At 42.2% G+C, this 6649-nt stretch carries 6 protein-coding genes and 1 CRISPR repeat array; of the genes, 1 reads left to right on the top strand and 5 read right to left on the bottom strand.

Annotated elements, in window-relative coordinates; all coding sequences use genetic code 11:
* Positions 1-70: 70 nt before the first annotated feature.
* Genes ICL16_RS36080 through ICL16_RS36090 form a run of 3 tightly spaced genes read right to left on the bottom strand, consistent with a single transcriptional unit; the run spans position 71 to position 892 of the window.
* Positions 71-442, bottom strand: coding sequence for a hypothetical protein (locus tag ICL16_RS36080; protein WP_238361105.1), 372 nt, complete (start codon positions 440-442; stop codon positions 71-73).
* Positions 429-668, bottom strand: a complete 240-nt coding sequence (locus tag ICL16_RS36085) for a type II toxin-antitoxin system HicA family toxin (protein ID WP_190836396.1) — start codon at positions 666-668, stop codon at positions 429-431. Before ICL16_RS36085 ends, ICL16_RS36080 begins: the two co-directional genes overlap by 14 nt.
* Positions 668-892, bottom strand: a complete 225-nt coding sequence (locus tag ICL16_RS36090; RefSeq protein WP_190836397.1) for a type II toxin-antitoxin system HicB family antitoxin — start codon at positions 890-892, stop codon at positions 668-670. Before ICL16_RS36090 ends, ICL16_RS36085 begins: the two co-directional genes overlap by 1 nt.
* Before the next feature lie 147 nt (positions 893-1039).
* On the opposite strand from ICL16_RS36090, the gene ICL16_RS36095 reads away from it, so the two are divergent.
* Positions 1040-1960, top strand: coding sequence for a hypothetical protein (locus ICL16_RS36095; protein WP_190836398.1), 921 nt, complete (start codon positions 1040-1042; stop codon positions 1958-1960).
* On the opposite strand, the gene ICL16_RS36100 is transcribed toward ICL16_RS36095, so the two are convergent.
* A complete protein-coding gene (locus ICL16_RS36100) occupies positions 1946-3703 on the bottom strand; it encodes a TonB family protein (RefSeq protein ID WP_190836399.1) in 1758 nt (585 codons plus the stop codon). The genes ICL16_RS36095 and ICL16_RS36100 overlap by 15 nt on opposite strands.
* A 102-nt stretch (positions 3704-3805) precedes the next feature.
* Positions 3806-5473, bottom strand: a complete 1668-nt coding sequence (locus ICL16_RS36105) for an RAMP superfamily protein (RefSeq protein ID WP_190836400.1) — start codon at positions 5471-5473, stop codon at positions 3806-3808.
* Between the two features lie 423 nt (positions 5474-5896).
* A CRISPR array of direct repeats spans positions 5897-6229; the repeat unit is 37 nt; unit sequence CTTCCCAGCGACAGGGTGAAGTCGCTTTGTTGGAAAC.
* Positions 6230-6649: the final 420 nt, after the last annotated feature.

A 6649-nucleotide genomic window follows, 5' to 3' on the forward strand; every position in this document is an offset into this window, starting at 1 on the left:
AATATTATATGTAGGATTTTCTGTTTTCATTATGTGGTGCGTGTTTTCTTCACAGAAAAAGTAGTATTCTTTATGCAGATTTTTTGAAAAAACTACAGATTAACTTTCCTGCGTCATTTTGCCCAAATGGTACAACAGTCCCATCCTGCTCAATTTTAACTTGAGTACGACACTTGTATACTTTGACAGGACTTTTTACTCCATCTACACTAACTGCTGCTCTATATTCCCAGTAATTTTTAGCACTTCTATCAATACTGATAATGCAGATCTGATGACCTTGATAATTGCGACAAGTAGATGCAAGCGCAGGAAGTACTAGGAATGATAGTGTTAAAAATAAAATAAGAGCAATAAATTTGAACTGAAAAGAATGAAAGCTAAAGCTTTGCTTTGAAATATTTGGTATAAAAATTGAATCTAGCATCTCAACTTTGCTCATAAGCTGACAAAAACTCCTGTCTTGAAATACCTGCTTGAGTACAAATGGATCTTAGTGTCGAGCCTTTAATTTGGGAGTGGTTAGGCATAGTTAATGGGGTATTTGTCCCGTCTTCGTTTTCTCTAACCATAACAATATGCTCTCGCTCCCTCACAATAGTAAATCCAAGCAATTCCAATGTTGTGATTACTTTGGCTTTTGGTGCGTCTACAGGAAATTTAGCCATCAAATACCAACCTCAGCTTCTGCAACAAAAGCTTCTAGCACTGGTGATTCCTCTTCTAGAACTTCTTGACCAAAAATCTCAATATGGCAGCGGATAGCTGATTTAACATCAGATAGTGCTTCTTCATAAGTGTCGCCTTCACCAACGACAACCCCCTTAATACCCAAGGGATAGGCTACGTAACCGTCTTGATGTTTTTCAACAACAATTTTGATTGCTCTCATTGATTTTGTCTGTCCACTATACCTACTATTTTCTTTTATCGCTTATCAGTTTGAAATTAGCTGTTTGAGCGATCGCACTTAACAATTATCCATAATTAGTGATAAATTTTTACTGTTCCACTGCTTATGGCTATAGTTTAGGTATATATGAAAGTGTCTACCATTGTGTTAACTCTGGTCTTTTTAGGATCAGTATTGGCTACCATTGGACAAAGTCAAGTCATTCCAGGACAACTTGTCATTTCTTCATCAGATGAGCGTTCGTTCGTACCTGAACCAGCCACTAATACCAATGTCATGATTAGTTACCCCTTTGGCGATCCAGGTGGTGCTACCAGCATTCGATTTGAGAAGAACAAGATTGTTGACAATAACGAATATCCTCCTAATAGTAAAACAGTGTATGGCGACAGATCTGTTTACGGTGATACTTATCAAGAACGCGATCGCGACTTAGGGCAAACATTTGTCACTAATGCGCAAGGTTTTACAGCCGATGCTATTTACTTACGTGTAGGACCAAATGAAGTTAAACGAAATACTCCTGGTGCGAGGGTAGCTATCCAATTTTTTAAAGTAACAGGTCAACCACGTTTAAATGAACGCGGTACTCCTGGTTTTGTTGGTCAGTTTAATCGTCAGACATCTCCGGAACTTGATGATTATCTTGAAGGAGAATCGTATACGTCTATTTATTATGCGATTGGTCAACTACCCAATAACCTCAAGAAAAACCAATACATGAAATGGAGCCTGAAAGGCAAATCATTAAAGTTAGAACCCCATACCCATTACGCCTTTATGATTATGTTTCTTGATAGAGAGGAAGAAAGAACACTCTCGCTGTATAATAATTACTACGGTAGCTACCGCCCACATGCGGAAAACCCGTATATAGGTCATAGCATTCGTCGTGAAGGTAAACCCGACTTTCCCGATCAATGGCAAGAACGACTCACTCAAGAGCCTGGAACTGTGGGTTTTCCAGATGTATGCACTTTTCGCGATTTGTTTTTTGTGATTACGGGTGTACCCATAGCAAATTTACAATCATCAATCACCCGATAGTTCTAGCTCTCCATAAATGTTGATATTAAATGTAAATCGAATATTGAGGTATTTGTCTGGATAATTTGTCGGCAAGGGTGCAAATGGTGTTGCTCTTTGGACAGCGCCAAGCGCTGCCTCATCAGTAAAATCGAATCCTGACGATTGTGCTACCTCAAGGTACTTCACTTCACCTGAACGCAAAATAGTGAAATGCAGCACCGTCCTACGAGATGATTGAGTCACACCAGGTATCCATTGTTGCTTAACTTTTGCTTGTAGTTGCCGTAGATAGGGACCTAAATCTACATCTTGACGAGCATCAACACCCTCAGTACCTTGTTTTTGGCGGTTAGAATTTTGATCTACATAGGCAGTAAAATTACGGTTAGATAAAACAACTGGTCCCCCCAAACGGCTAGAACTACCTTTTAATGATTGCGATCGCGTGGATGTTCGCGTAGTAGGCACAGAAGAACTATTGGCAGCTAATTGATTATTTTTTACTGGACGAGTTGAACGTCCGGATAAACTAGTAGTTGGGGTTTTTGTTGGCGAAAGTTTAGATATTGGCGGTGTAGTGGGTGCAGTAGTAATTTTTGGGCGTGTGGGTGTTGGCGGTATTCTAGTGGTAACTGTTGTTTGTGGCAGAGGTGAAGGTGTAGTGGATGGGGTATTTGTGATTGGTTGCGTAGGTAGTGAAGGTTTAGTGGATGGGGGATCTACGGTTGGTTGAGGTTCTGGCAGTGTAGTACGAGTATTAGCAAATTGCCGTAGTTTGGTTCCTAGTGGTGTAGTAGTTGGGGGAACTGGTGGTGTAAAGAGTGGTGTTGGTTGCGTGAGAAGTGGTGGTGTAGGATCTGGAGTAAGTGCTGTTGGCTGCGGTTGAGGTTCTGGCAGTTGAGTGCGTGCGGTGGCAAATTGGCGTAGTTTGGTTTCTAGCGATGTAGTATTTGAGGTATCTTTTGTTGGTTGCGGTTTTGGTGGTGTGATGGGTGGGTTATCTATTGTTGGTTCTGGTTTTGGTGGTGTGATGGGTGAGGTATCTGTTGTTGGTTCTGGTTGAGGTATTGGTGGTATAGTGCGTGCGGTAGCAAATTGGCGTAGTTTGGTTTTTAGCGGTGTGGTAGTTGGGATAACTGTTGTTGATTGAGATGTGGGTATTTGTGGTGTAGTATCTGGGGTAGGTGCTGTTGGTTGAGGTTGTAATATTTGTGGTATGGTGCGAGTACGTGCGGTTGATTCTGGTTGAAGTTTTGGTTCTGTAATAGTAGGTGCAACAGCAATTTGGGGAAGTTTAGCTGGTAATTTGGGCGCCCTAAGATTTGGTGATGGTTCAATTTTGGGAGGTTCGAGTGGTAATTTGGGCGCCCTGAGATTTGGTGATGGTGCTTTTGGCTGTATTGGTTGTGGCTTGATTATTTCTGCAGTAGGAGTAGCTAAGTCTTGATTGCTGTCAGTCTTTGTGGGTGCTGACTTAGCTATCGAAATGACTTTTTTCGGTTTAGCTTCACCGCCTGCCACGGAATTTCTATCAGCTCGTCGTGAAGTTTCCGGAGGCTTCTTTGTCTCATTGGCAGGAACTTCAATATATTCAATTGGAATTGCCTCTGACAGATCTTGCTTTTGTTCCGGTGCTTTCAATCTCAGCCAATAATGGCCGCCTACTATTATAACAGTATGCAGAATAATGGATGTAAACAGACCAAGAACTAGCTCTTTTGGGCGATGACTTCTGTTACGCTCTAATATCAGAGATTCCATTTGATTTTGCCTTCATCTACAGCAGTCTCGATCTATTTAACCTCAAAATAGAGGCTTGCACCTACAGTGATTGTAATTAAAGCTAGTATTGCTAGTATTAGATTAATTGCCCCAAAGTTTTTGGAATATCTTTTTGGGATGGGATTCTAGAAAATCTAACAACTCTTCTGACTCCAAAGAATCATCAGGAAAGAATGTTAAAAATTCTAAATATTGGTTGGTTGTTTTGGGAATAGGTGCACTTGGATTTTGCGGATCTTTAACTAACCTGACTATAGGGTACATCCGATGCCAAATTCTACCAATTTGCCCAACTTGCCCAGTCACAGATGAGCGATAAATAGAACCTTCAGAAATTTTGGCTTTGGGAATGGCTTCCCTGTAAGGACTGTGTAGCCAACGAATAGCTTCACAGTCTTCTGGTTCATTAGCCAAACGTCCCCAAACTTTTACCACTTCTGGATGCCATGCTTCCCGCCAAGGTGCGTAGTTGTGAGGATTGGGGGTAATGCCTTGCAACTGCATCCAATTGCTGGCGGCTTGACGCACTTCGTTGATAAACTGGCTTACTTGCTCAAGCTTGCGAACCCGAACATCTTGCAACAGAGATTTTTTTCCTAACCACTGCCAATGACAACCAATCAGCGGTTTTGGGTCTTCTTGCTCATAGTATTCTGGGAAAAACAACCGATGATCCGCTCGTCGCCAAGATTTGCCAAAACCACCTAGCAGCATGGCAAACCGAGTTAAGGCTTTCACTAAAGTCTGCAATGCTTCGCGTTCAGGATCGGGTAAGTTTTGCGTCAATAACCAGGTGAGATATCCTGCTACTTTGTAGGTAGGCATTGCATAAGCTCGCTTCCCAAATTCCTCTAGTTCCAAGTTAGTTTCGCGGAAACTCATGCTCAATAGTCCGACTGTTCCCTCACCTTGGACTCCACCAAACAATGTTTCTACCAAGCCATCAGCTGTATTTGCATTTGTCAAGCCTCCGAAGATTCGCAAAGCATGACCTCTTAGGGCTGCTCTTAACATATTAGGGCGAAACTCACCTGTACCATCAAGTAGTTTAGACGCTTGACCTTGCCCTTGCAATTGAGTTTGGTAAATAATTGCACCAGTGTGTTTTTCCGGTTGTCCGTAGCCAGCACAAACCCGACAACCAATTCCCGTAGAAAGTGCTTTTTCCCAGATGTTCCAAATAGTTTCCCATTCAGTAGCTTTTAGGGGAATGGTACTGGAGATGCCAAATTTGAGTTGTGGTTTATACAGCGAGATTTGCACAAACGCACCCGCTGACTTTTCATCCTCCTTGACTTGCCAATCCTGTTGGGGATGGACAATATCTACGAGATTTTGTTCCCAGTTATCGCTGGTGGGATAGCCGCCATGAAAGCGGAGAATTCCTGGTTGTTCGGCATTGCCACAGTAGCGATCGCGTTGTTCTTGGCTACAAGCACTGCCAAAAATGCCTTTCATGCTACTACCAGGATAATAGGGCCAACCCCTAGCACCAATTACCGGACGAGTCACACCTTCATCCTGTCCACCATTGGTGACAAAGCGCCAACTTATAGTATAGTCGCGAGTTTGCACTTGAGTACCAAAATCAGGTGCATCAGGATAGGCTTTCTCTATCCATTCCGAAGCCCAACGTTCAGCATCTTGCTGTGGTACATTTTTTTTCAGGTATTGCAGTTGACAACGCCCAGCAGTTTGTGCTTGGAACATCAAGGGTACTTTTTTGGCAGCGTCGGGTATCTTGGGCATATAGGGATTTTGGATTTTTGATTTTGGATTGGGAGGTGATTAATTTATACAGCTTGACAAAGGAGATCTGTTATTTGCTACTTTAACAGGGGGTTGGAAGAGGGGCTTTCTAAGTCATACAATTTTGGATTTTGGATTTTCCCCACAGATGAATCCGGGGGCTTGTTCCTACTCTAATTTATGGCTCTGAAATCGAAAATCTAAAATCGGCATGGTCGAGTTTTGGTTTATGCTATTATCACTTTGCGCGGATTACGCCAAATCTCGGAAACCCTTATTCTGTCGTTGCGCTCCGCGACTCTTACCCATAGAGTGTTTCAGCGATTTTGTCTGTCTGTTTCTACCAAGTTGTAGCCACAAAATCCGCTATCCGCGCAAATCGCCTCTGGATGCTATACTTCGTAAGGGTTTCAAAATACCGCTCTTCCCAGCGACAGGGTGAAGTCGCTTTGTTGGCGAATTTTTTTAACACGCGATCGCTCAACTGCGACAAATCACTTCCCAGCGACAGGGTGAAGTCGCTTTGTTGGAAACGAAAAAGTTGCACGGTTTCTGAGAGCGAACACTAACCTTCCCAGCGACAGGGTGAAGTCGCTTTGTTGGAAACCAATTTCTCGTCCCCATCGATAAATCGTTTGCATTGACCTTCCCAGCGACAGGGTGAAGTCGCTTTGTTGGAAACAACTCAATACTGTCGCCATGATAAAGAGCAAAATTTTCTTCCCAGCGACAGGGTGAAGTCGCTTTGTTGGAAACTCTTGAGTAATTTTTTGATTAAAGTCAACAACTATTACTTCACCCATTAATTTGCATAGGGTGGAAGCATTAACTTGCACTCATAAGCTCGAAGAGCTTATTTTTACGTGGTGTAATAATTCTTTTTTAAAGCAGAGTGAAAGCATAAATTTGCACAAAGTAAAATTTAAGAATGATTTAATTGCACAAAGTAAATCAGAAATGCTTGAATAAAAGCGCCAGAAAAGAACCTCATTACGGATGAGCGTAAATTAAAATGCTTAACGATGATGAATATTTTCAATGGTGTAACCACTTAAGCCTAAGTGAGAAAACAGTAAAATATATTACTTTAGTTCGCGAATCTCCACCCGCAAGACTGGTAAGAAGTAGGGCTGGCAATGTTAGTGGACGCTACCCAAGCAAAAAAATGGGTAGCAT

This window comes from Iningainema tapete BLCC-T55, assembly GCF_014698965.1.
GTDB lineage: Bacteria > Cyanobacteriota > Cyanobacteriia > Cyanobacteriales > Nostocaceae > Iningainema > Iningainema tapete.